Raw genomic sequence first — 19,646 nt, forward strand, 5'->3', positions numbered from 1 at the left:
TGCTCAGGGTGATCTTATCACTGTTGAGAGGCGCTGATTACAGTAGCAGCGTGCGAGCAGTTGCCGTCCCGCACGCTGTAATAACTGAAAATTATGTAAAACAGGCTGCGTCAGATACGAGTCTGAGTCGCGTGTTAACCTTCAGTCGCGCAGTAGTCGCTTCCGGCGTGCCGTCAGATCACGCAGCAGCGTGTCAGTGGCAGGATCGCTGAACAGCGTTTCCAGCGTGGCGCTGAGCTTGCGTCGCCAGTTCGGATATTCATCGCTGGTGCCCGGAATATTGACCGGCGTCGCCATATCCAGCCAGTCCTCCGGTTGCAGTCCCAGCAGGGCGCTGTGACTGTCAGCCAGATAGCGCTGCATCGCCCGGTTTAATGCCTTACTCATGCCGGTGCGACGTGCATCGCGTCCGGCACGTTTCGGCAGGGCACCAACGCGATGCAGACTCTGCAGCAGCGCCTGCTTCGCTCGCAGCCGATCCTGATATAGCCCGGCCAGCACCACTTTGTCGGGATAGAGGCCGAGTTGTGCGCCGGTGGTCAAATCATCGCTCTGCCACCAGCCACGCAGCGTCGGAAGATCGTGAGTGGTCGCGACCGCCATTGCCTGTCGTGGCCATTCGGCGGGCGGACGAAAACTGTGGGCTGACTCCTGCTCAAAATAGAGCACCTTATAGGAGTAGACCCCGCCATCACGCAGCTTATCGACAATCGCTTCCGGCACCGTACCGAGATCTTCGCCAATTACCATGCAGCGATGACGCTGACTTTCCAGCGCCAGAATCGCCAGCAGATCGTCGATGGGATAGTGCACGTAGGCACCGTGCATCGCGCTATCACCGGCCGGAATCCACCACAGCCGCATTAGCGCCATCACATGGTCAATGCGCAGTGCGCCGCAGTGCCGCATGTTAGCGCGCAGCAGGGCGATCCACGGCTCCCAGGCGCGCTGACGCATCACCTGCGGATCCATGGGCGGCAATCCCCAGTCCTGGCCGCGCGGGCCGAGAATATCGGGCGGCGCACCGATGCTGGCATCCATGCAGTAGAGATCGCGCTCGCTCCAGGTCTCTGCACCACCCTGCGCAACACCCACCGCCAGATCGCGGTAAAGTCCAATCGGCATCTGCTGCTGCTGGCAGATGTCCCAGCAGTCGGCAAACTGCTTCGCGGCCAGCCACTGCAGCCAGAGCCAGAAGCGCACCTGATCGGCGTGCTGTTGCAGGAAGGTCTGCACGGCCGGACTGCCGGGATCCTGCAACGCCTCCGGCCACACCGGCCAGCCCCAGCGATCACTATCCTGTGCTATCTGATCGGCGTGCAGCGCATCAAACAGCGCCTGATGCTGAAGACTCTCGCCTCCTTCACGTATAAATCCATTAAACGCCTGCACCTCGGGATCGCTGGCGTCACGCTGAGTAAACTGCGGCCACGCCAGTCTCAGCGCGGCAATTTTCAGCCGGGTCACCGCCGCATAATCCACCCAATCTGCTGCGCGAGCCTGTTCCAGCGCCTGTTCTGTTTCCGGACGTTGCCACCAGGCCTGAGCGGCAGCGCTCTGCCGGAAGTCAGCGACTGCGCCCACATCGATGTAGAGCACATTAAGCCAGCGCCGGGACGAGGGGCTGTAAGGGCTGGCACTCTCCGGGCTGGAGGGAAACAGCGCATGGATAGGGTTAAGACCGATAAACGCGCCGCCGCGTGCAGCGACCTCCGGCAGCATCCGGCGCAGATCGCCAAAGTCGCCGATTCCCCAGTTCTCCGCCGAGCGCAAAGTATAGAGCTGCACGCAGGCGCCCCATAATGACTCACCTGCCAGCAGGGCCGGGGGTTCATAACAGCGGGCCGGGGCAATTATTATCCGGCACGACCACTGCTGCGCGCCCTGTTGCAGCGTCAGCTGATGATAGCCTTCTGGCAGCGGCGGCAGATGCAGCGGCTGAGCGGGCTGGCAGCGACCTGAGCTGATTTCACCCGCTTCACTGGTGAGATGCCAGTGGGCATCGTCAGCGAGCTGTGGCGACAGGCTCATAAGATCGCCGCTGCGAAAAATCACCACCGGTGGCAGCGGCGTGCTCAGCGGATGGGAAGGCTGCATCACCGCCAGCAAACGCTGGCGGGTCAGGGTCGGGATCGCCTGTGGCTTGCCGTGAGCATTGATATACTCAGCGGCGATGCCCGCCCGGGAGAAATCATCCATAACCGGATCTGTTTTCATGGCGTTCCTTAGCGTTTCGCTTGCCAGATGCGCTGCTGGTAATCGCGGATAGCGCGATCGGAGCTGAACATGCCACAGCGTGCGGTATTGAGGATGGTGGCACGTGTCCAGGCCTCCTGATCGCTCCACAGCGCTTCTACCTGCGCCTGTGCGTCAAGGTAGGGCTGGAAGTCAGCCAGTACCAGATAGGGATCACCGCCTTCCGGGCCGAGACTCTGCAACATCGCATCAAAGGCGTGGCAGTCGCCCTGGCTGAAGGTGCCATCTTCCAGCGCCTGTAAGACCTGATTGAGCTGCGGATCTTTCTTGCGCCACTGCGCCGGGGCATAACCGTCTGCTTTTAACGCCACCACCTGTTCCACGGTATGCCCGAAGATAAAGATGTTCTCGCTGCCAACCTGCTCAGCGATCTCGACGTTCGCTCCATCCAGTGTGCCGATGGTCAGTGCGCCATTCAGCGCCAGCTTCATATTACCGGTGCCGGACGCTTCTTTACCGGCAGTGGAGATCTGCTCGGAAAGGTCGGCGGCGGGAATCAGCCGCTCGGCGACGGAGACGTTGTAATCGGGAATAAACACGACTTTCAGCCGGTCACCGATACGGGGATCCTGATTGATCACCTCGGCCACTTTGTTGATGGCATAGATGATGTTTTTCGCCAGTGCATAGCCGGGCGCGGCTTTGGCACCAAACAGCACCACGCGCGGCGTCCGGTTAGCCTGCGGATCGGTGACCAGCGTCTGCCACAGCGCAATGATGTGCAGCAGGCTCAGATGCTGGCGTTTGTACTCATGCAGTCGTTTGATCTGTACGTCAAACAGCGCGGTAGGGTCAATCTCAATGCCGGTCCGCTGTTTTACCCAGTGCGCCAGCGCGACTTTGTTCTGCTGCTTGATGGCGCGATATTCCGCGCAGAAGGCGGCGTCATCCGCAAAGGCTTCCAGCCCCTGCAAGGCATCGAGATCGTTCAGCCAGGGTTTTTGCAATGTCCGGTTGATCAGGGCACTCAGCGCCGGGTTGCACTGATTGATCCAGCGGCGCGGCGTAATGCCGTTGGTCACGTTGTGGAATTTCTCCGGCCACATCTGGTGATATTCCGGGAAGAGATCCTGCACCACCAGTTTCGAGTGCAGCGCCGCCACACCGTTGACCGCGAACCCGCTGGTCACGCAGAGGTTCGCCATCCGCAGCTGGTTATTATGCACCAGCGCCAGTCTGGCCCACTTCGCTTCATCGTCCGGCCAGCGCGCGGTGACAGCCGTTTTTAGCTGCGCGTTCAGGGTATTGATGATCATCATATGGCGCGGCAGCAGGCTGCGCACCAGACGCACATCCCAGCACTCCAGCGCTTCCGGCATCAGGGTGTGATTGGTGTAGGCAAAAGTGTGCTGCGTGATCTGCCAGGCGCGATCCCAGCTCAGCTGATGCTCATCCAGCAGCAGACGCATCAGCTCCGGGATGGCCAGCGTCGGATGGGTGTCATTAAGCTGGATCACTTCATGATCGGCCAGGGTTTCGATGCTGCGTCCGGCCCGATGATGGCGACGCAGAATGTCAGCCAGCGCGCAGGCGCACTGAAAATATTGCTGCATCAGACGCAGTTTTTTACCGTTCTGATGATTGTCATTGGGGTAGAGCACTTTAGTCAGTTTTTCAGCATCAATACCCTGTTGTTCAGCGCGCAGAAAGTCGCCGTCGTTGAAGCGATCAAGGTTAAACGGCTGGGCATGTTTCGCCTGCCATAGACGCAGTGGCTGGCTGATACCATTCTGATAACCCACCACCGGCAGATCCCAGGCTTCGCCGAGCAGTTCAAACGCCGGTTGCCACTGTGGCTGACCCGCAACCGTCACCACTTTACCGCCCAGCCCGACCCGCACGTTAAGCGCGGCGTTGTGGTTAAACCACGGATAGCGGTCGCGCTGCCAGTCATCCGGGCCTTCAATCTGCGCGCCCTGTTCGAAGCGCTGGCGGAACAGACCGTACTGATAGTTCAAACCGTAGCCCGTAGCGGGCTGACCCACATTCGCCATGGAATCCAGGAAACAGGCTGCCAGGCGACCCAGGCCGCCATTACCCAGCGCCGGATCCGTTTCGGTTTCCAGCACGTCAGTGAGTGAGATATCCCAGGCGGCCAGGGCCTCGTTGACCGGGTCATACCAGCCCAGGTTCAGCAGGTTGTTGCCGGTCAGGCGACCGATCAAAAACTCCATCGACAGATAGTTAACATGGCGCAGTTCTGTCGGGGCCGGGGGAGCAGGCTGCGCGACCAGCATATCGGCCAGCGCACCGCTGAGTGCCTGCCACCACTGTGTCGTGGTCATCTCCTGCGCATCGCGCAGGCCAAAACGCTGCCACTGACGGGTCAGGGCAGCATTGAACTGAATCGGGTTGAAATCGGGCTGTGTCATGGTTGATGTCCTGTGAAAACGGAAAATGGATCAATGTGGCGACAGTCTGCCCGCGCGGAAACCCTCGCTCATCCTCCTGCAAAGAATTAGCGGAGGAGGATGGGGAGGGTGGAGAGGATGAGGCTAATCCGAAATCGTTGAAGGAGTGTGATTGCGCACGCTTTTGTAAAGTTTAATTAATGGGTTTGCTTGCATTCATCTGACGAAATGCTGAACCTGTGTAAGGAATAATTACGAAGCGTAAAATAATGATGCGCTCGACAAATGGAGAAACGCGCGCCCATGTTAATACCCGCTAAACTCAGCCGCCCGGTGCGTCTTGAAGGCACTGTGATTCGGAAGAGATTGCTGCAAAAACTCACCGCTGCCGGTAACTATCGGCTGGTGCTGGTCACCAGTCCGGCGGGCTACGGTAAAACCACACTGGTGTCGCAGTGGGCGGCAGGGAAAAGCGATCTGGGGTGGGTTTCTTTAGATGAGGGCGATAATCAGCCGGAGCGCTTTGCCGATTACGTGATCGCTGCACTGCAACAGGCCACCCACGGTGGCTGTCCGCGCAGTGAACTGCTGGCGCAGAAGCGGCAGTATGTCAATCTCAATGCGCTGTTTTCTCAGCTCTTTATCGAGCTGGTGGAGTGGCAGCAGCCGCTGTGGCTGATCGTTGATGACTACCATCTGATCACCAATCCGGTGATCCACGACGCGATGCGCTTTTTCCTGCGCCATCAGCCTGAAAATCTGACGCTGATTCTGATGTCACGTAACCTGCCGCAACTCGGTATCGCCAACCTGCGGGTGCGTGAGCAACTGATTGAGCTGGGCAGCCAGCAGCTGGCTTTTACCCACCAGGAGGCGCGACAGTTTTTTGACTGCCGACTGGCGGCCCCGCTGGAAAGCGAAGAGAGCAGCCGACTCTGTGATGATGTAGCGGGCTGGGCTACGGCGCTGCAACTGATCGTGCTGTCGGCGCGACAGGGTGCCAGTTCGGCTCAGCACTCCGCGCGGCGTCTCTCTGGTATTAATGCCAGCCACCTCTCCGATTATCTGGTTGAGGAAGTTCTGGATAACGTCGATCTGCCTACCCGCCATTTCTTACTGAAAACCGCGCTGCTGCGTTCAATGAACGATGAACTGATCGCCTGTGTCACCCGCGAAGAGAACGGCCAGATGCGGCTGGAAGAGATTGAGCGTCAGGGTCTGTTTCTGCAGCGCATGGACGATTCCGGCTGCTGGTTCAGCTACCATCCGCTGTTTGGTAACTTCCTGCGTCAGCGCTGCCAGTGGGAACTGGCGGCGGAACTGCCTGCGCTGCATCGGGCTGCGGCTGAGAGCTGGATGGCGCAGGGCTTTCCCGGCGAGGCGATTCATCATGCGCTCGCCTCTGGCGACGCCACTATGCTGCGGGACGTGCTCCTGAAGCACGCCTGGACGCTGTTTAATCAGAGCGAGCTGCCGCTGCTGGAGAACTCCCTGAAAGCACTGCCGTGGGAGATGATGCTGGAAAATCCAATGCTGGTACTGCTGCAGGCGTGGCTGATGCAGAGTCAGCATCGCTTCTCCGAAGTCGACAGTCTGCTGGCGCGTTTTGAACAGGCCAGCCGCTGCGAGATCGATACAGCACTGCGCGGTGAATTTAATGCGTTGCGCGCCCAGGTGGCGATTAACGATGGTAATACCGATGAAGCGGAGCGGCTGGCGAAAGTGGCGCTCGACACCCTGCCAGCGAGCCGTCACTACAGCCGCATTGTGGCAACCTCAGTGCATGGTGAAGTGATGCACTGCAAAGGCGAGCTGGATGATTCACTCAAACTGATGCGGCAGACCGAACAGATGGCGCGGCGCGATGAAGTGTGGCACTACGCCCTCTGGAGCCTGATTCAGCAGAGCGAGATTCTGTTTGCTCAGGGCTTTTTGCAGGCAGCCTATGAGATCCAGAGCCGCGCCTTTGTGCTGGTCGACGAGCAGCACCTGGCGCAGTTCCCGCTGCATGAGTTTCTGCTGCGCATCCGCGCTCAGTTGCTGTGGGCCTGGGGACGGCTGGAAGAGGCGGAGCAGGCGGCCCGGGAAGGCATCAAAGTATTGAACGGTTTTCAGCCGCAGCAGCAGATTCAGTGTCTGGGATTGCTGGTGCAGTGCTCACTGGCACGCGGCAATCTGGATAACGCCCGCAGCTACCTGAACCGGCTGGAAAACCTGCTGAACAATGGCAACTGGCACAGCGACTGGATAGCCAATGCCGACAAAGTCCGGGTCATTTACTGGCAGTTGACCGGCGACAGCCAGAACGCCCGTGACTGGATGCGGCAGACGCCTAAACCTGCCTTTGCCAATAATCATTTTCTGCAGGGACAATGGCGGAACATCGCCCGCGCGCAGATCCTGCTGGGTGATGTCAGCCAGGCGGAAGTGGTGCTGGAGGAGCTGAATGAGAATGCCCGTGCCCTGCGCCTGATGAGCGATTTAAACCGTAATCTGCTGCTGCTGAATCAGATCTACTGGCAGACCGACCGCAAAGCGGAGGCGCAGCGTGTCCTGATAGAGGCGCTGAAACTGGCGCGCAGCACCGGTTTTATCAGCCATTTCGTGATTGAAGGCGAGATGATGGCGCAGCAGTTGCGGCAATTGATCCAGCTGAATACCCTGAATGAACTGGACAGCCACCGCGCCCGGCGCATCCTGCTGGAGATCAACAAATATCACCGTCACAAGTTCGCTCATTTCGATGAAGGCTTTGTCAGCCGGTTGCTTAACCATCCTGACGTGCCGGAGCTGATCCGAACCAGTCCGCTGACGCAGCGTGAATGGCAGGTGCTGGGATTGATCTATTCGGGCTACAGCAACGATCAAATCGCCGGTGAGCTGGCGGTGGCCTCCACCACCATCAAAACCCACATCCGTAATCTCTATCAGAAGCTGGGCGTCACCCATCGCAGCGAAGCGATGAATCAGGTGCAGTCGCTGCTGAAAATGATGGGATATGTCTGACGACAGGCGTTTACAGGGGCGGCTTTAGCCCGCTCTGCCGCATGTCAGCACACCATCGAAACAGGCGGTCTTTATCAATGGGAAGCGGGGCAGTTACTTTACTGCGCAACATGCAGCTCTGATTTGCCGGATTTCGGGCCCTGATTTCTTCCAGCCGGTGCATAAATATCGCATGCATCTGCGCGTTACGGGTTTCACCTTTATTCAGCCCCGCGAGGTCCCGCCTGCAGCAGTTAGGGTAGTGCTTCCTGAAATTACGGATTTCTGAGGTTCAGGAAAATTAATTCTGAGTGGTTAAACAGTGTCCCCTTACCATACCTCTTAAAAGTCAGATGAATTATAGAAAATGATATATGCTTTTGCTTTTTTTTGAGTTCAGGATTGTCATTCCCTGCTTATGAAAAAAGTGCCTTAATAAAAATGCAATATGTATTATTTCATGAAAAGAGTAAATTGTTAGCAGGGTAATTATTAGCCTTTAATGTCATTAGCTATTAACTAGTTAGTTAAAAAATAGCATCCCCGAAAATTTTTTTTAAAATTAAACGAAAACATTCTAAAACAACGAAAAACGTTTCATTACACTCCATAGTTTTTATTTTTTAGATAATTTACTTTTAATGAAATAGCTCATTAGCTATGGGGTGGGCCAGCGATTATCTCATGTATTTATTATCTTTAAGGATGGATTATGAGACATAAAAAATTAACGCTTGCTTTGGCTGTTTTTGTTCTCTCTGCGGCGCGACTTGCAGTCGCTGCACCGTTACATAACCAACCGTTTACGAATCACTCCCCACAGACCTTCTTACTTGTCGGCGATGCTAATGGAGGTGACGGCGGCAAAGGGGGTTCTGGTTCTAATTCTCCTGGTGGCCCTGGCGGCGATGGAGGAAATAACAGCGCCAGCGGTAACGGGAATGGCAGCGGTAATGATAACGGCACTGGCAACGGCTCCGCTAACGGTAATGGTTCCGGAGACGGTGACGGCGGCGGTGATGGTGGTGATAGCGGTGGCGATGGTGGTGGTGGTGATGGCGGCGGTGCGTAATCAGGCTGCAGAATCTAACTAAAAATGGTCGCCTCATGAAGGCGGCCATTAATTAAAGGATGAAACTTCTATGTCAAAGCTACACAGCACGCTGATTTTTTTTCCACTATCTGCAGGGCTGCTCCTTTCCCTGCCGGTATTCAGTCAGACACTCCCGCAGGACACTATTCAGCTGTCTGCCTGTGAGAGCCTGAACGGACAAGATGGGAACGGCAGTTCGCCTGATGGAGAAAGTGGTAAAGACGGCGTGCCCGGTACAGGCTGTCTGAACGGAGGTAACGGCGGTAACGGTTCTGCTACAGGTGGTAACGGCGGAAATGGGGGAAATGGGGCAGGCGCCGCGACTGAACCCTACCATAAACACCACAAACATCATAAAAATGGACAGGGTAGCGCCAATGGTGGCAACGGGGGTGATGGTGGTTCAACTGACAATGCGCCCGGAGGTGCTGGCGGTGATGGAGGTAACAATGACCAGTCAGAACATCTGTAAACGATACCGTACCCTACTAAGGTGCTCCACTCTGATACTGGTGATTTTTACACACTACGGTTATGCCTCTCCGGCCTCCCCGATTCCTTTTCCTGATTCCTTATCACTGATTTCTGATGGTGGAAACGGCGGGGACGGTGGTCCGGGCGAAAACGGAGGGGATGGCGGTAACGGCGGTAATGCTGGTACAGGCTCCAACTCAAATGGCGGAGATGGCGGAAATGGCGGCACTAACGGAGCCGATGGAGGGGATGGTGGCAACGGAGGAAGCGGGAACAACTCATCCGGTGGTGATGGTGGTGATGGTGGTGATGACGGTGATAGCGGCGGCGGAATATAAGTCATAGCGCAGAGGATGATATGAAAAACCTTCTCATGAAAGCTGTATATCTCATTATTCTCACCTCAGCATTACTGAGACCTTTCATGGTCGTACTCACGGTAACCTCTTCTCTGGCGGCCGGAATATTCAGCACTGCGGCATGGGCAGACGGCGACGGTGGCGACGGTGGCGACGGTGGTGACGGTGGCGGTGACGGAAACGGGGGAGACGGAGGGAATGCTGGTTCTGGCAGCAACGGAAATGGCGGCGACGGCGGTAATGGTGGTGAAAACGGAGGAAATGGAGGGAACGGCGGTAATGGTGACGGATCAGGTAATGGCGGAAACGGAGGCGATGCGGGTCCTGGCGGCGTCGGCGGGCAGGGTGGCAGTGGCGGGAATGAGGGAGGACATGATGGTTCTCCCGGGATGAGTGGAGCTAAATAGTTATCCCTATGCCGTTAACGTGGTTTGCCGGAGATTGATGACCCCGGCGACTTCATGCATACAGACTAAGCAGACAGCAAGGCAATGCTGAGACACCGGGTTGCCAGGCCTGAACTGCAAAGCCGGTGAAGTCATATCAGTCGTTTTTACCGGCACCAGTAAATCCCGATCTTCCTTAAAAGACATCGCATAGTGTCAGCCTGAGTGATGGCAGTTTATCCGGCACCACCCAACGATCCATTTCCCGCCCGGCCTCTGCCGACTCCTGTGACATAACCCCGGCCTCTTCTGCAGGGGAACGGGTTGAATCGCGGCATGCTGGTCACAGATGTTATGTTGCATTAGAGCTGAAAGCCGTTCTTATCAGGCCAGGATATTAAGGATCGCAACATAAAAAGAAGATACATGTGGTGAGTGTCCGCTATGAGCAAGGAGCGGACGTTCCGTTCTTAATGACTGACTGTTACCATTGCATCCAACATAGCACCCGGCTCATCCAACCTTACCCACAACAAAATTAATATCCATAAATCAGCTCTATACACGTATGACATCACCAACTCCTCAAGTCACAAAATATTTTGCCGATAACGATTTTTTAACGATCCAAAGTCCTGGAAGACAGATATGAATAAATTTGTTTATTGTATGATTGCTTTGTTTTTTTCCGGTTTATGTTCCGCAGCTGAAGATTTAGGCTTGGGGACATATTTATGTGATGTCCGGATAACCAGCTCTCATACAGAGACGCAGCTTTTGCCAAAAGCTGCTGTCGTTGAAGACAATGGAAGTAACTACAAAGTGAAAATGCTGGGTAATGAGGTAGCATCCCCAGCGCTTGAAAGTGTCATGGGTGGTATTAAACAGCAGGCTACTGTTAACGGAATAACCTTCGTAAGACGTCCTAATTACGATGATCGTTTTATCATCGAAAATGCGCATTCCGGCTTCTTTTATAAAATGATAAACTGCAAAAAAAAATAATATTTTTTCAGCTGATGCTTTAAGCATTAGTATAGGATGGCTTTTAAATTAATTGTGTTTTAAAAGTCCCTGTTTACTATATTATCTTGATTGTGAACCTCATATCTTTGCAGCCATGTTATGATTAAAATGCTTCGACAAATTGCTGTCACCTATTCGGCCGATGAGCAATTTAAACAGCTATCATGTCCGTATGCCTTCCAGTTTAACGTTCAAGCTGTATTACCTTTGTATTAATTTCTGGCAACAGCAATGAGGCGGGCCAGACTAAGTTCAGATTTATGTCCGCTATGAGTGAGGAGCAGCCATGACCCCAGGGATGGTTTGAATAAGTGATATCCCTTTACCCGTTTTGAGCTGATGCTTTTCTTAGCAGGATGCTTTATGTTGGTCACACTCATCCTGCAGGGTATAACCATGATAAAAGTAGAAAAATCAGATCTATTCTCTTCAGAATCCCATCGTTTAATCGAAATGCTATCAGCAGAACTTGCCGCTATTACTGGTGATAACGGCAAAAGCAATTTCACCACCCAAGCAATGGGTGATGACAAAGCTTTATGGGCATTAGCAAAGAATTCTCAAGGCAAAGCTGTGGGATGCGGTGCTATACGGCCATTTACCCAAAATATAGCCGAGCTTAAAAGAATGTTTTCAGACCGAAGTGAGTCAGGGATTGGTGGTGCTTTACTCACTTTCCTTGAAAAATCAGCAAAAGAGATGGGATATATCGAAGTTAGGCTGGAAACCCGCCACATCAACTATCGTGCTGTAAATTTCTACATGAAAAATGGTTATGTCCCTATTGAGAATTACGGCCCATATATAGGCAGGACAGAAGCTATCTGTTTCTCAAAGGCATTGCGCTGACTATATTAATTGGAACTGACGTCTGCTCCTGTCACAAAGTGGACTGTCATCGGGCTGATGACCGCTATATGCCAGAAACGGACACTGTTTTTAATGTGATTTATTTATTTAATGCTGCCTTTGCTGGAGCACAAAGGAAGTCAAACTGCGTCGCGATTACTGCTAGCCCCGCCAGGGATAAAACACCATTAGCTAAGCAAACGAACCGCGCCTGGAGACTTGCCCGTTACACGCTTAAAAGCCCGGCTGAAAGCAGCCTGAGAGGAGTATCCCAACCGTTGCGATGCGGTGTCGACGGTGATGTTTTCTGACGACAGCCAGCGGACAGCGAGATGCATCTTTACTTCCGTTACATACCGTAGCGGTGGGACGCCGATAGTGGTCTGAAACCTTTCGGCGAATGCGGAGCGGGATATATGCGATTCGGCGGCGAGTTCTGCCACGCTCCAGTCCCGGCCCGGTTCGCGATGAATCGCCAGGATGGCCTGAGCCAGACGCGGATCGCGCAGTGCTGCAGCCAGGCCAGGGCTATTGCCGCAACCATCTTCCACCCATCCTCTGATAAACATCGCTCCAGCCACATCGGCAAGCCTGGCGAGAATACCTGCATAGCCCACGCGTCCGGAGCATATCTCACGCTTCATCGCATCAAGGATATGCATGAGTCCCGGCCACTGAATCCCCTTTGCATCGGCATGCATAATTTCAGGCAGCACATCCGCCAGCCGCTGCATGCTTCCCAGATCGATTTTCATACAACCAAAAAACAGCACAGCACCTGGCGTTTCCTGAGTACTCGGGCAGGTATCAATCCCACTCACTTTTTCATCGAGTGGTGCCGTTTCAATATTGTCGATATCCAGCACGTCGGCGGCTGTTGCCGACAAAAGCTGATGCCGTTCGCCGTGGGGAAGAAATACAGCCTCTCCGGCTGAAAGCGTAAGAACTTCGCCGTTTGCACTATGAAGCACCATCTCCCCTACAGCGACGTAGTGCAGATAAGCATGACCGGGCCTGCTTGCGAAGTTCAGGCCAAACGTATCTCCCGTCTGGATACGCTGATATCGCACGCCGTATAGCCGTAGACCGGAAAGCAGCTCGCTGATGAGTTCTGATGACAGAGCGAAGGATGAAGTCATATGCCTTTTCGGGTTTTGGGTAAAAAAGTGAGGGTTTTAGAGCATAGATCATCCAGCTGCGCCTGAATAGACTTCTTCTCCTGAAACGACTTTCCAGGAGACTTAGAAATGACGGATGAAACTTCTATCAGGGTTCACAAAGAAAGAGTGCAAAGAGATGAGAAAATCCAGCCAGCCTGGCTTGCGGTTTTTTCGTTAACCATGGGTGTTTTTGGCCTGCTCACCGCAGAGTACCTGCCTGCCAGCTTATTAACGCCTATTGCACGGGATTTGGGTGTGTCAGAATCTCTTGCAGGACAGGCCGTAACAGTGACGGCGGTGATTGCGTTATTTGCCGGATTACTGATACCGCGATTAACGCGTGCGCTGGACCGGCGCGTCGTGTTGTTGAGCTTTACCGCCCTTATGATCTTCTCAAATCTGCTCGTGGCGCTCTCTTCAGGTATTGTCATGCTGCTGGCAATGCGCATCCTGCTGGGTATCGCGTTGGGTGGATTCTGGAGTATGGCAGCGGCGGTTGCGATGAGGCTAGTGCCGGAGAGGCTGGTACCGCGGGCGCTGTCGATCATTTTTAGTGGAATCGCGGTAGGTACTGTTGTTGCCGTACCGCTGGGAAGTTATCTGGGCGAGATGTCTGGCTGGCGTAGCGCGTTTGTTGCCGCTGCTGCGGTTGGCGCACTCTCTTTTATTTTTCAGTGGCTGACGCTGCCCGGAATGCCGCCGGTAGTCAGGACCAGGACGGCATCCGTATTTTCTCTGCTCCAGAGGCCGGGCGTGAGTGTGGGCATGCTGGGGTGCGTGCTTGCACACACCGGCCAGTATGCGCTGTTTACCTATATACGGCCGGCGCTGGAAGGGCTCGCACACATAGACGCAAAAGGGCTGGCGTTAATACTTCTGGTGTTTGGCGTTGCTAACTTTATCGGGACACTGTCGGCAGGGTGGCTGATGGAACGCAGCCTGCGTTTTACGCTGATTATTATGCCTGCTCTGGTGGGAGCAGCGGCACTGGGTATGATCACTCTGCCGTTATCAATCGCCGGGCTTACGGCGCTGGTCATGCTGTGGGGGCTGGCATTTGGTGGCATACCGGTGGCGTGGTCAGGTTGGGTCGCCCGGACTCTTCCCGATGAGGCCGAGAGCGCAGGGGGTATGGTGGTTGCCGCCGTTCAATCCTCCATTGCCGCGGGTGCAGCAATAGGTGGCCTGATATATGGCCTCAACGGGGTAACGGGGGTATTCATTACAGCTGCCTGTATCATGTTCACTGCCGCGCTGGTTATTGCATTCCGGGTCAGGGTCTCGCCATCAGCTGAAGGAACGCAAAACTGACCATTTCAGTGACATTTTAAGATGTCGGGAGACCTCAATCGAACAGCTTAACATCCCCGGACCGCACAGCGTTCCGGGCCTGCTGGCTGAGTCTGTTGGCAAAGGGGCGGGTTAACTGCAGAAGCTGGTTAAAATGCGTTTTGAGCGAGGAACGGAAAATAAATAGCAGGCATCTCATTGACGGTTCTGTGGCTCCTAAGAGGATCTGAATTCATTATCATCAGGATTTAGCTTTGTCATACATGGAGTAAGTCTTATGAGTATAGGTATAAGGCCAGCACAACTTTCTGATGTTGATGGAATTTTCTCAGTCCGAACATCTGTTACGGAGAATCATCTGAGCCGCGAAGAAATGCGAAGAATGGGGATCACAGAAAGCGTCGTGGGCGATATGATCAAAAACGACCATTGTGCATGGGTTGCCTGTGATAATGACGAAATTATCGGTTTTTCAATGATTTTAAAGGATAAAGGCTGCCTTTATGGTCTTTTTGTTCTTCCTGAATACGAAAGCAGAGGTATAGGTCGCAGACTCACTATGCTTGCGGAACAGGAGTTATTCAGACATCACGAAATTGCCTGGCTGGAAACCGATGAAAACAGCCGTGCGGCAAAATTTTACATGCAACTCGGCTGGGGTAATAAAGCAAATCTGGATGGCACTTTCATCCGGTTAGAAAAGCAACGTGATAGGTGATCTTCTTCATCTCTCATCGAGTTCCGCTTTTGCACGCAGAAGACCTGCGCTCTGGAAGGGCCGCTATGAGCGGGAAGCGGACGCCCGGTGTCCGCTAATGTGAACTCGCCAGGTTACTTAAACCGTCTCCCTGCCTCATCAGTCACCTTTTCTCCATCCTCTTTGGTGAAAGAACCTTTCTGACCTTCAGGGAGAATATCCAGCACAATTTCTGAGGGACGGCAAAGTCGTGTCCCTAACGGTGACACTACTACCGGCCTGTTAATCAGGATCGGGTGCTGAAGTATAAAATCGATCAACTGCGCATCAGAAAATTTATCTTCATCCAGACCCAATCGCTCATAAGGCTCAACATTCTTACGCAGCAATGCACGTACAGAAATCCCCATTTCTGAAATCAGCCTGGTAAGCTCTTCTCGTGTCGGTGGCGTATCGAGATAATAAATAATTGTTGGTTCGTTGCCGCTGTTACGGATCATCTCCAGCGTGTTACGTGAGGTGCCACAGGCCGGGTTATGATAGATGGTAATATTGCTCATATCAGTATCTCATTACAAAGTGACAGAGAGCCGCCATACCAGCGCGGCCAGAGTAACGAACAGCACGGGCAGGGTCATAATTATGCCTGTCCGGAAGTAATATCCCCAGGTAATGCTCATGTTTTTCTGTGCCAGTACATGCAGCCACAGCAGGGTTGCCAGACTCCCGATTGGGGTAATTTTGGGACCTAAATCGCAGCCAATCACATTGGCGTAAATCATTGCTTCTCTGACGACGCCAGTCGCAGTACTCCCGTCAATGGACAGCGCACCAATCAGCACCGTCGGCATATTGTTCATCACCGACGACATGAAGGCAGTCAGGAAGCCGGTGCCGAACGTGGCAGCCCATAAACCGTTGTCTGCCAGCATATTGAGTACGGCAGAAAGATACTCAGTGAGTCCGGCATTACGCAGGCCATAGACGACCAGATACATACCCAGCGAGAAAATCACGATCTGCCAGGGCGCACCACGAAGCACTTTCCCGGTATTAATGGCCTGGCCCCTCTTTGCCACCACGAACAGCACCGCTGCGCCAACTGCTGCTATAGCGCTGACAGGGATCCCCAGCGGCTCAAGAACAAAGAAACCGACCAGCAGGAACAGCAGAACAATCCAGCCAGCCCTGAACGTCGCAGGATCCTTAATCGCACTGCCAGGAATCTTCAGCAGTGAGACGTCATATCTGGCAGGGATATCGCGGCGGAAGAAGAGATGCAGCATGACCAGCGTGGCAGCAATGGCTGCCAGATTCACAGGAACCATCACGGAGGCGTACTGTGTAAAGCCCAGGCCAAAGAAATCCGCCGAGACAATATTTACCAGGTTAGAGACAATCAGCGGCAGGCTGGCGGTATCAGCGATGAATCCTGCAGCCATGACAAATGCCAGTGTCGTTCCCTGGCTGAACCCCAGAGCGAGCAGCATCGCAATCACAATCGGTGTCAGTATCAGTGCTGCTCCATCGTTAGCAAACAGCGCAGCAACAGCAGCGCCAAGCAGTACTATCCACGTAAACAACAGGCGACCGCGCCCGTTACCCCAGCGGGAAACATGCAGTGCGGCCCATTCAAAGAAACCAGACTCATCGAGCAGCAGGCTGATGACGATTACCGCAATGAACGCCGCTGTTGCATTCCAGACGATATTCCAGACGACAGGGATATCTTCAAAGTGGATGACTCCCGTTCCCAGCGCCAGCACGGCTCCGATACTTGCGCTCCAGCCAATGCTGAGGCCTCTGGGCTGCCAGATGACCAGGACCAGCGTGAGTATAAAGATACTTCCTGCCAGAAACATGCTCAGACTCCTTTATATATGCTTATGTGTATGTGATTAAGCTTCTCAGCAAGAAGTACATGCGGATTTTTCCAGTCGTTCACGCACATCATCGCGCAGGCAGTGCCATGCCGTCGTTATCGTCTCGCCGGCCCATGCGGGCATGTGGGGTGAGAGACGGTAGTGAATCCATTTCCCTTCCCGACGGTCCAGTACCAGTTCAGCCTCACGCAGGATAGCCATGTGACGGGAAATTTTAGGCTGTGATTCAGTGGTAGCCGCACATATATCGCATACGCACAGTTCGCCCGATTCCCGGAGAAGCATGACAATTGCGAGCCGGGTTTCATCCGACAGGATCTTAAAAAGCTGAACAGGCTGTAGCATTTATTACTCCATTCCCTTTAGAATACATATATGTTAAATCATATGTGTTTATTTTGAAATCACCAGAGCCACCCGAAGGAGAAAAAATGGAGCACTTTCCTGCCCTGAACGCTGATTGCTTCGATCAGCATATTGCTGAACGTCTGCAGCTCCATGAGCCGCCACGCATTCTGATTCTGTATGGCTCGGTAAGAGAGCGTTCTTACAGTCGTTTTACAGCAGAGGAAGCAGGTCGCCTGCTGGAGGCGATGGGAGCGGAGGTCAGACTGTTTAACCCTTCAGGTTTACCCCTGCCGGACGACGCCCCGGATACGCACCCAAAAGTCACCGAGTTGCGCGGGTTGGTCAGGTGGTGTGACGGGATGGTGTGGAGTTCCCCGGAGCGGCATGGGGCAATGAGTGCCGTGATGAAGGCACAAATCGACTGGATTCCCTTAAGCGAAGGGGCCGTTCGCCCATCCCAGGGAAAAACTCTGGCGGTCATGCAGGTATGCGGCGGTTCGCAATCTTTCAATGCCGTGAACCAGATGCGAATTCTGGGACGCTGGATGCGGATGTTTACGATCCCCAACCAGTCTTCAGTGGCCAAAGCATGGCAGGAATTTGATGAGAACGGGAGAATGAAACCCTCGTCCTGGTATGATCGTATCGTCGATGTCGCCGAAGAGTTGTTTAAAATCACCCTTATACTCAAGGGACAGACCGGTTACCTTGCCGATCGCTACAGTGAACGAAAAGAGAGCCATGAGGAGCTTTCATCCCGCGTTAATCAAGACAAAATATGACGTTCCTGTTTTCATGAATTCATGCTGTGTGAACTCAACAACGTCCGCTCCTGGCATAGAGTGGTCTGACATCGGATAATGCGCGCTATGAGCGAAAAGCGGATGCGATGAAATGAACGCTTACGACCTTATTCGATCACGATTTTTCACTCATCTCTGGCCAGCGTATTGCCTGCAGCACAGCCTTGCCTCTGCCGACCCAGCGTGATCCAGACCATCAGCGCGCAAATCAGCGTGACAGCAGCCAGAACTCTAAAAAGAAACGTATACGCAGTGTCATAACTGTCCTGAAGCAATAATCGTGAAATACCGGGTAACATCGCAGCGGCCTGCTCAGTACTGCCGCCCCCCAGCCATGCGGCAGCCTGGTGAATGACCTCTGGCGCATACCCGTGAACGGTGTTTTTCAGATTCAAATCATTCATTTCTGTTAAAAATGCTGACGCCATCGCCAGATCGATCCCTTCTCCGGCAACGCGAACGGTATTAAAGAGGCCTGCGGCCATGCCCGCTTTCTCCACAGATACAGCTGAAAGTGCCAGACCATCCATCAGTCCCCATGGAAGCGCAGCGCCGGTACCCGTCATAATCAGTGAAAGCACAAGAAAATTACTGCTGTTACGCGGTAGTGCGTATCCGAGGAAAAGCAGCCCGACTGATGCAATAATAAGTCCTGCAGCTGAAACGGTTCCTGGAGAAAACCACCTTGTCAGCAGTGCGGCAATGGAAGGGAAAACCAGCATTGGAGACGTCAGCGCCATAAGATAAAAAGCGCTCCGGGACTCACTCATCCCGTCACCGCCCATAAAATGCAGCGGAATAATAATCAGCAGCACAACATAGCAATAGCATGTTGCTATCGGCAGTAGCAGAACGCCGGCAAAGCGCGGGCGCAGCAGCAGAGAGATATCCAGAACAGGATTTTCAACCCCCAGGCAACGCACTACGAACCCGCTGAAAAGCAGCATGGCGGAAATGAAAAGGGCGAATGTGGGAAACGATAAAAACCCAAAGGCAGGTATAAGCATCACCGCTGATGTAAATAACATCAGGGATGCAGTAAACATGATTAATCCTGTGCCGTCTGGTTTCTGATGTCCGCTCTCTTCTGATGCTGGCAGAAACGCAGCACCGGTCAAAATTACAATGCCTGAAAGCAGAGCTAACATGGCATACAACCATCTCCAGCCCAAAGCATCCGTAATGAAACCCATCAACACAGGGCCGAACGCCAGGCCCACGCCAAACATAGTGCCAAGTACGCTGAAGGCCCGGGTCCTGTCCGGACCTTCATAGAGACGGGCCAGTGCGGCGCTGCCGCTGGCCAATATCAAGGCCGCAGCAAGACCCTGCAGTGACCTGAACAACCCAGCCATAAAGATATCCTGTGTCAGGCAGATCATAACGCTGCTCAGGCAAAACAGGGCTGAGCCTGCGGTAAAAATGCGCTTTCTGCCAGTAACATCCGCAGCAACACCGGCTGACAACAAAAAACTGCCGAAAGTCAGCATAAATCCATTCGTCAGCCATGACAGCGCGGCAGGCGAGCCGCCAAGAGCCTGTTGTATTGCCGGCGTGGAGATTACACCACCGGTAAAGCTTAACGGCAGCAATACAGCCGCCAGATAGACAGAAAAGGCTGCCATATTCCTGGCATATGGACTGGGTGTTCTGGCTGAAGTTGCCATTGGGTGACCTTATGTTTCC

At 53.8% G+C, this 19,646-nt stretch carries 17 protein-coding genes; 10 read left to right on the forward strand and 7 right to left on the reverse strand.

The genetic code is table 11. The annotated features are described in order from the left end of the window. Positions 1–141 precede the first annotated feature (141 nt). On the reverse strand, positions 142–2,217 hold the full coding sequence (malQ, locus tag NR195_RS02900; RefSeq protein WP_256844074.1) for a 4-alpha-glucanotransferase: 2,076 nt from the start codon (positions 2,215–2,217) through the stop codon (positions 142–144). A gap of 8 nt (positions 2,218–2,225) precedes the next feature. Then, a complete protein-coding gene (gene malP / locus NR195_RS02905) occupies positions 2,226–4,628 on the reverse strand; it encodes a maltodextrin phosphorylase (RefSeq protein WP_256844075.1) in 2,403 nt (800 codons plus the stop codon). Between the two features lie 282 nt (positions 4,629–4,910). Between malP and malT the strand changes: the two genes are divergently transcribed. From malT to NR195_RS02940, 7 genes are all read left to right on the forward strand, one after another. Beyond that, positions 4,911–7,613, forward strand: a complete 2,703-nt coding sequence (malT, locus tag NR195_RS02910) for an HTH-type transcriptional regulator MalT (protein ID WP_256844076.1) — start codon at positions 4,911–4,913, stop codon at positions 7,611–7,613. 920 nt (positions 7,614–8,533) lie between these two features. After that, a complete protein-coding gene (locus tag NR195_RS02915) occupies positions 8,534–8,686 on the forward strand; it encodes a hypothetical protein (protein ID WP_232526453.1) in 153 nt (50 codons plus the stop codon). Positions 8,687–8,734: 48 nt separating this feature from the next. Next, the gene (locus NR195_RS02920; protein WP_256844077.1) at positions 8,735–9,157 is read left to right on the forward strand and encodes a hypothetical protein; all 423 of its coding nucleotides are present in this window, start codon (positions 8,735–8,737) and stop codon (positions 9,155–9,157) included. A gap of 116 nt (positions 9,158–9,273) precedes the next feature. Then, entirely contained in the window at positions 9,274–9,504 is a 231-nt protein-coding gene (locus NR195_RS02925; protein ID WP_256844078.1) for a hypothetical protein, read from the forward strand. Positions 9,505–9,665: 161 nt separating this feature from the next. After that, complete coding sequence (locus tag NR195_RS02930) at positions 9,666–9,911, forward strand: hypothetical protein (RefSeq protein ID WP_022624743.1); 246 nt, start codon at positions 9,666–9,668, stop codon at positions 9,909–9,911. A gap of 641 nt (positions 9,912–10,552) precedes the next feature. Further along, entirely contained in the window at positions 10,553–10,909 is a 357-nt protein-coding gene (locus tag NR195_RS02935; RefSeq protein ID WP_187511108.1) for a hypothetical protein, read from the forward strand. Positions 10,910–11,293: 384 nt separating this feature from the next. Continuing rightward, on the forward strand, positions 11,294–11,779 hold the full coding sequence (locus tag NR195_RS02940; RefSeq protein ID WP_060679080.1) for a GNAT family N-acetyltransferase: 486 nt from the start codon (positions 11,294–11,296) through the stop codon (positions 11,777–11,779). Positions 11,780–11,967: 188 nt separating this feature from the next. Here NR195_RS02940 and NR195_RS02945 read toward each other — a convergent pair whose 3' ends face one another. Further along, positions 11,968–12,918, reverse strand: coding sequence for an AraC family transcriptional regulator (locus NR195_RS02945; RefSeq protein ID WP_022624746.1), 951 nt, complete (start codon positions 12,916–12,918; stop codon positions 11,968–11,970). 108 nt (positions 12,919–13,026) lie between these two features. Here NR195_RS02945 and NR195_RS02950 point away from each other — a divergent pair, with 108 nt between their 5' ends. Further along, entirely contained in the window at positions 13,027–14,250 is a 1,224-nt protein-coding gene (locus NR195_RS02950; protein ID WP_256844079.1) for an MFS transporter, read from the forward strand. A 256-nt stretch (positions 14,251–14,506) separates the two neighbouring features. Then, positions 14,507–14,947: a GNAT family N-acetyltransferase gene (locus NR195_RS02955; RefSeq protein WP_256844080.1), complete on the forward strand. Its 441-nt coding sequence runs from the start codon at positions 14,507–14,509 to the stop codon at positions 14,945–14,947. Positions 14,948–15,060: 113 nt separating this feature from the next. Here the strand turns inward: NR195_RS02955 and arsC are convergent, their stop codons facing one another. Genes arsC through NR195_RS02970 form a run of 3 tightly spaced genes read right to left on the reverse strand, consistent with a single transcriptional unit; the run spans position 15,061 to position 17,154 of the window. Then, a complete protein-coding gene (gene arsC, locus NR195_RS02960; protein WP_256844081.1) occupies positions 15,061–15,486 on the reverse strand; it encodes a glutaredoxin-dependent arsenate reductase in 426 nt (141 codons plus the stop codon). A gap of 12 nt (positions 15,487–15,498) precedes the next feature. Next, entirely contained in the window at positions 15,499–16,788 is a 1,290-nt protein-coding gene (locus tag NR195_RS02965) for an arsenic transporter (protein ID WP_115758187.1), read from the reverse strand. Positions 16,789–16,833: 45 nt separating this feature from the next. Beyond that, the gene (locus tag NR195_RS02970; protein ID WP_022624488.1) at positions 16,834–17,154 is read right to left on the reverse strand and encodes a transcriptional regulator; all 321 of its coding nucleotides are present in this window, start codon (positions 17,152–17,154) and stop codon (positions 16,834–16,836) included. 86 nt (positions 17,155–17,240) lie between these two features. Between NR195_RS02970 and arsH the strand changes: the two genes are divergently transcribed. After that, on the forward strand, positions 17,241–17,939 hold the full coding sequence (gene arsH / locus NR195_RS02975; protein WP_031592440.1) for an arsenical resistance protein ArsH: 699 nt from the start codon (positions 17,241–17,243) through the stop codon (positions 17,937–17,939). 146 nt (positions 17,940–18,085) lie between these two features. Here arsH and NR195_RS02980 read toward each other — a convergent pair whose 3' ends face one another. Further along, a complete protein-coding gene (locus tag NR195_RS02980) occupies positions 18,086–19,627 on the reverse strand; it encodes an MFS transporter (protein WP_256844082.1) in 1,542 nt (513 codons plus the stop codon). Positions 19,628–19,646: the final 19 nt, after the last annotated feature.

The sequence above is a fragment of the Pantoea sp. Ft-CA_14 genome (genome assembly GCF_024520875.1).
GTDB classification, from domain to species: Bacteria; Pseudomonadota; Gammaproteobacteria; order Enterobacterales; family Enterobacteriaceae; genus Pantoea; species Pantoea agglomerans.

Coding starts and splice junctions, on each gene's coding strand:
- NR195_RS02945 (WP_022624746.1), bottom strand. CDS start 12,918: ATGACTTCATCCTTCGCTCTGTCATCAGAACTCATCAGCGAGCTGCTT.
- NR195_RS02955 (WP_256844080.1), top strand. CDS start 14,507: ATGAGTATAGGTATAAGGCCAGCACAACTTTCTGATGTTGATGGAATT.
- NR195_RS02925 (WP_256844078.1), top strand. CDS start 9,274: ATGGTGGAAACGGCGGGGACGGTGGTCCGGGCGAAAACGGAGGGGATG.
- NR195_RS02965 (WP_115758187.1), bottom strand. CDS start 16,788: ATGTTTCTGGCAGGAAGTATCTTTATACTCACGCTGGTCCTGGTCATC.
- NR195_RS02980 (WP_256844082.1), bottom strand. CDS start 19,627: ATGGCAACTTCAGCCAGAACACCCAGTCCATATGCCAGGAATATGGCA.
- arsC (WP_256844081.1), bottom strand. CDS start 15,486: ATGAGCAATATTACCATCTATCATAACCCGGCCTGTGGCACCTCACGT.
- malT (WP_256844076.1), top strand. CDS start 4,911: ATGTTAATACCCGCTAAACTCAGCCGCCCGGTGCGTCTTGAAGGCACT.
- NR195_RS02935 (WP_187511108.1), top strand. CDS start 10,553: ATGAATAAATTTGTTTATTGTATGATTGCTTTGTTTTTTTCCGGTTTA.
- NR195_RS02950 (WP_256844079.1), top strand. CDS start 13,027: ATGACGGATGAAACTTCTATCAGGGTTCACAAAGAAAGAGTGCAAAGA.
- NR195_RS02915 (WP_232526453.1), top strand. CDS start 8,534: ATGGCAGCGGTAATGATAACGGCACTGGCAACGGCTCCGCTAACGGTA.
- NR195_RS02970 (WP_022624488.1), bottom strand. CDS start 17,154: ATGCTACAGCCTGTTCAGCTTTTTAAGATCCTGTCGGATGAAACCCGG.
- arsH (WP_031592440.1), top strand. CDS start 17,241: ATGGAGCACTTTCCTGCCCTGAACGCTGATTGCTTCGATCAGCATATT.
- NR195_RS02940 (WP_060679080.1), top strand. CDS start 11,294: ATGTTGGTCACACTCATCCTGCAGGGTATAACCATGATAAAAGTAGAA.
- malQ (WP_256844074.1), bottom strand. CDS start 2,217: ATGAAAACAGATCCGGTTATGGATGATTTCTCCCGGGCGGGCATCGCC.
- NR195_RS02920 (WP_256844077.1), top strand. CDS start 8,735: ATGTCAAAGCTACACAGCACGCTGATTTTTTTTCCACTATCTGCAGGG.
- malP (WP_256844075.1), bottom strand. CDS start 4,628: ATGACACAGCCCGATTTCAACCCGATTCAGTTCAATGCTGCCCTGACC.